General features: G+C 43.4%; 3 protein-coding genes. 2 read left to right on the top strand and 1 reads right to left on the bottom strand.

Features of this window, described 5'->3' with window-relative positions:
• Positions 1 to 218: 218 nt before the first annotated feature.
• Both LKACC16343_RS14085 and LKACC16343_RS14080 read left to right on the top strand, forming a co-directional pair.
• Positions 219 to 650, top strand: coding sequence for a CopY/TcrY family copper transport repressor (locus tag LKACC16343_RS14085; RefSeq protein ID WP_002816262.1), 432 nt, complete (start codon positions 219 to 221; stop codon positions 648 to 650).
• Positions 651 to 902: 252 nt separating this feature from the next.
• Complete coding sequence (locus LKACC16343_RS14080; protein ID WP_056950763.1) at positions 903 to 3,128, top strand: heavy metal translocating P-type ATPase; 2,226 nt, start codon at positions 903 to 905, stop codon at positions 3,126 to 3,128.
• Between the two features lie 74 nt (positions 3,129 to 3,202).
• Here the strand turns inward: LKACC16343_RS14080 and LKACC16343_RS14075 are convergent.
• Positions 3,203 to 3,945 (bottom strand): MFS transporter (locus tag LKACC16343_RS14075; protein ID WP_143444289.1); only part of this gene is annotated, 743 nt, incomplete at its 5' end.

Below are 3,945 nucleotides of genomic sequence, written 5' to 3'. Positions count from 1 at the left end.
AAGAGGCATTTCACCATACTAACAAGAAAACCAAAAATTCCCAGATCATTAATTTAACATATCGTATCAAACCACGCCTGGAATATTATCTAGGCGTTTTTTTAATGTCATGGTATTTTCTGGCAGAAAGGTTGCATTATTGTGACTACAGTTGTAAACTAATAAGTGTTAAGAGGCTGCAAACGTAAACTTAGAATTCAATTAATGGAGGAAGCCAATTGAAGGATGCAAAGAATGTAACCATCACCGATTCTGAATGGATGGTTATGAGAGCAATTTGGACAATGGGACATGCGACTAGTCGTGAACTAATCGATGCTATGAACGAATTAGAAGGCTGGTCAGCTTCAACAACCAAAACGCTACTTCACAGGTTGATTCAAAAACAGGCGGTTGCGCAGCATGGCGGCAGTCGACCATTCACGTATAAGCCGGTTGTTGGCGAGAAGGAATCAATGGCGGCAGCGGCAGATGATTTGTTTGACCATATGTGTGCGATGCGGGCTGGTTCAACAATTGCCGGCGTTATTCAGTCAAGGGAACTCTCACGGGCGGATATTGCGAACTTACAGGCGATTCTAGCTGAAAAGGCCAAAACAGCGCCCGAGGAAGTTCAGTGTAACTGCTTGCCAGGTGATCAAACGTGTTAAGACTGTGGTGTTCTGTTTACTTTTAGGATTGCTGCACAAAAATCCAGAATCTGGGATTTCTGATGGCGGAAACTTATGAATTTTTGTCGTAATTCTCATTCATATAGTGGCATGGTGCTCCGCAAAGCAGAAGCCTAAATATAAGAACCTGGTGGAAAAATCCCGAGCCCGGGGATTTCCATACAAGGAACTTATATTCCGGCTTCTAACCGCTTTGCTACGCACACTTATTTTTAGGGGGGGTCGATAATCATGGCAAATAAAGAGGACCAGATGAACATGAAAAACATGAGTGCTAAGAATATGGAAAATAATGAATCAAATATGAGTCATATGGATCATGATGACATGAAAATGGATCACGATATGACCGAAACGGATCATAATCAAATGAACATGGATCACAGCCAAATGAATATGAATCACGAAACTATGAATATGAGTGGGATGAATCACGGTGATATGGATATGGCTGGGACCGACATGATGATGCACGGTGGCTCAATGATGCATATGGGGAATTTGAAAGTTAAATTTTGGGTCTCCGTTGTCTTAGCGATTCCAGTTTTACTGTTAGCACCAATCATGGGTTTAAACGTTTCCATCCTTAGTTTCAGTTCACCGCTAATTGTTGGCATTATCATCGTTTTGTTTGATACAGCACTTTACTTTTATGGCGGAATGCCATTTTTAAAGGGGGCTAAAGCGGAAATTCAGGATAAATCTCCTGAAATGATGACGCTAGTAACCCTTGGAATTTCCGTTTCGTATTTCTACAGTTTGTACGCATTTATTGCCAACAACTTCTTGAACCCGGCAAATCATGTAATGGATTTTTCGTTCGAACTTGCAACCCTGATTTTAATTATGCTTCTAGGACACTGGATTGAAATGAATGCATTGATGGGGGCTGGGGATGCCTTACAAAAGATGGCGGCCCTGTTGCCTAAGACGGCCCATCTAGTTACAGATAATGGTGAAACAAAAGAAGTGCCAGTATCTGATTTAAAAGTTGGTCAAGCTTTCCAAGTGCGTTCAGGTGAGAGTATTCCAGCCGATGGTGTTATTACGGCTGGGGAGTCGACCGTGAATGAAGCACTGGTAACCGGTGAATCTGCTGCCGTTACCAAGAACGTTGGCGATAAGGTCATTGGTGGTGCAACCAACAATAACGGGACGCTAACGGTTAAAATTAGTGGTACTGGTGACTCCGGCTATCTTTCTCAAGTAATGAAAATGGTTCAAAATGCCCAGCAAACTAAATCTAAAGCAGAAGATAAAGCTGATTTAGTTGCCAAGTATCTATTTTACGCGGCATTTGGTGTTGGGATTATTGCTTTCTTTGCCTGGTTACCCCAGGGATTGGCGACTGCAATGACGATCATGGTGACCGTCTTCGTGATTGCTTGCCCGCATGCATTAGGATTAGCGATTCCATTAGTGGTTTCTCGTTCTACTACGATTGGCGCTCAAAATGGGCTATTAGTTCGAAATCGCCAAGCCATTGAAGCAAGTCAACATGTTAGCCACGTTCTCTTGGATAAAACTGGCACGTTAACAGAAGGTAAATTTACGGTGAATGCATTGATTCCAAATGATGGGATTGACGAAACAACGTTATTAAGCCGACTGGCCGCCCTTGAAAATAATTCGACTCATCCGCTGGCCCAAGCAATCATTACTGAAGCCCAAGCGAAGGACATTGAAGTCGTTGCGGCTGAAAAGTCTCAAAATATTCCGGGCGTTGGTATTTCCGGTAATGTTGATGGCACTGACTATACGATTGTTAATGGTAACTATTTAACGAAGCAAGGGATCAGGTTTGACGAGGCCGCTGCTGATAAATGGGCTGCTAAGGGTAATTCCGTCAGCTTCCTATTGCAGGGCACCCAAGTTCAAGGAATGGTTGCTGAAGGCGACACCATCAAAGCGGGTGCTAAGGAATTAATTAGTGGTCTTCAGAGGCGAGGAATTACCCCCGTAATGCTCACTGGCGATAATCCAAAAGCCGCGGAACACGTTGCTAACTTACTAGGATTGACTGAATTCCATGCAGGCCTATTACCAGATGATAAGCAAAAGATTATTGCTGATTATCAAGCAAAGGGCAATCACGTCATCATGGTTGGTGACGGCGTAAATGACGCACCAAGTCTTGCCGCGGCCGATATTGGAATTGCAATTGGTGCCGGAACCGATGTTGCCATTGATTCCGCTGATGTTGTGTTGGTTAAATCAGAACCCAGCGATATTTTACATTTTCTTGATTTGGCTAAAATCACAAATCGGAAAATGGTTCAAAATCTCTGGTGGGGAGCAGGCTACAATATTGTCGCAATTCCACTCGCTGCCGGTGTGTTGTCATTTATTGGAATCATTCTAGACCCAGCCGTTGGTGCTGTGGTCATGGCGATGTCGACAATTATCGTGGCAATTAATGCGATGGGATTGACTGGTGAAAAGATTAAAAACGTGTAATTAAGTGATGACAAAAAGAGGAGAAAGATCAGCTGGTAGTCTGGTCTTTCTCCTCTTTTTGATCATCATGTTAATTACTTATCTGGTTGCTCAGTTAATTTCGCCAATTTTTGATGCAGCCTAATGTCATATTGCCTGGTAATTGGCATTAACACCGCGACCACCCCGCAAATGGCAGCACCGATTCCTGCAATCACAAATAGGCGTTCAATGCCAATCACATCAGCTAGGGGACCGGCAAAAATTAAGCCAATTGGTTCACCTAGATTCAACAAAGAATTCAAAACGCCTAGAATCCGCCCTAACTCTTCTGCTGGATAACTTTGTTGAATCATTGCCATTAAAAGCGTTGTAAAAAATGGGGTCGCAATTCCTTCAATGATGTTTAAAGCTGCGAACCATAAAAATCCGGTTTGGTTACTTGGCAAAATGCCGCTAATACCGGTTGGAATGCCAACCAGGAAAAACGCGATGATTACGGGCTTCATCCGGTCCTGCCACTTACCAAAGAGGCCAATGATAGTGCCGCCGATTAGCATGCCAGTTGAATAAATGGCTTCAATTAAGCCAGCCTGACTAACGGTTCCCTGAAAGTATTTCATGGTCATGAGTGGATACATGCTGGCAGCAGGCATGTAGGTTAGTGTGAAGACGGCGCCGATCAACGTAATGTACCACAAGCCCTTGTTGTTCGTAAGTTGTTTGATCCCCAAGCGGGTGTTGTGGAGCACATGCATTGGCTGATCAATTTTTTCATTGTTAGGAATTTGAACCCACGTTAAAATACAAATCCCAATGATGGCCCCAAGTACGTCTA

It is taken from the genome of Companilactobacillus bobalius, from assembly GCF_002179915.1.
Lineage (GTDB): Bacteria > Bacillota > Bacilli > Lactobacillales > Lactobacillaceae > Companilactobacillus > Companilactobacillus bobalius.
The sequence above is the reverse complement of the archived record's forward strand: the minus strand, read 5'-3'. Positions and strand labels throughout refer to the sequence as shown.

Bases quoted from the DNA above. Each gene is read 5' to 3' on its own strand.
- LKACC16343_RS14080 (WP_056950763.1), top strand. From the start codon at position 903: ATGGCAAATAAAGAGGACCAGATGAACATGAAAAACATGAGTGCTAAG.